The 895-nt window shown below is 43.7% G+C and carries 1 protein-coding gene; it reads left to right on the forward strand.

Annotation, left to right across the window (positions count from 1 at the left end; genetic code table 11):
• Positions 1 to 657, forward strand: a 657-nt coding sequence (locus tag H5232_RS23460; protein ID WP_259400200.1) for a carbohydrate-binding protein, incomplete at its 5' end; no start/stop codon positions are given.
• Positions 658 to 895 lie beyond the last annotated feature (238 nt).

Below are 895 nucleotides of genomic sequence, written 5' to 3' on the forward strand. Positions count from 1 at the left end.
ACCGCAACCGTCAGTGTAACTGATGGCAAAGCAACGGTAAGCCAAAGTGTTTTGGTTAATGTCATCGCGCCAACAACTGGTGACAACACTGCACCGACAGTTGATGCGATTGCTGATATCACTATTGAAGAAGGCGCTTCTGCAGCAGTAACGGTTGTTGCCTCTGATGCGCAAAACGACGCACTTACTTATACATGGAATGTCCCTGCAGGTCTTACATTAGTGGGCAGTGGTGCCAGTGTTAATCTTACGGCGGGCGCAGTCGATGCTGATACTAATTTGACAGTATCTGTGGCAGTAAGTGACGGCCAAGTTGCTACCACTCAAAGCTTTACTGTAACGGTAACTAACACCGATACAACGCCTCCTACAGGTGATACGTGGGATGCCAGTAAGGTATATGTTGGCGGCGATACTGTTGTTTATAACGGCGTAACATACAAAGCTAAATGGTGGACTCAAGGTAATCGTCCTGACTTAGGTGGCGTTTGGGAAGCAATTACGCAACCAACAGATGATACAGGTGCTCTGATTTGGCAGTCATCAGCAACTTACAATAGCGGTGACCAAGTTTCTTATGGTGGTAACAAATACCAAGCGAAGTGGTGGACTCAAGGAAATGAGCCAGGCGTAGCAGGTGTATGGAAATTACTTTAATTAGCCTATTAATCAAGCCTACTTTTAGGTAATAAATTAAAGTGTAATTTACTCACATAAAGCAGCTTTCGGGCTGCTTTTTTTTGTATTTCGAGTCAGATGCACCATACTGTACAAAGCGTCTATAATTTTACTAGGCTGTAGTTATTAAATACATTTACTTATTTTTGATATTGTTGAGTCCAATTAGTAGCGGCTGCGAAAAAACTCTGCAAGTAGGGGTGGTGTTACCTTGGCC

Origin of the sequence: Pseudoalteromonas sp. SG41-5 (assembly GCF_014164495.1) — a bacterium.
Taxonomy (GTDB): domain Bacteria; phylum Pseudomonadota; class Gammaproteobacteria; order Enterobacterales; family Alteromonadaceae; genus Pseudoalteromonas; species Pseudoalteromonas rhizosphaerae.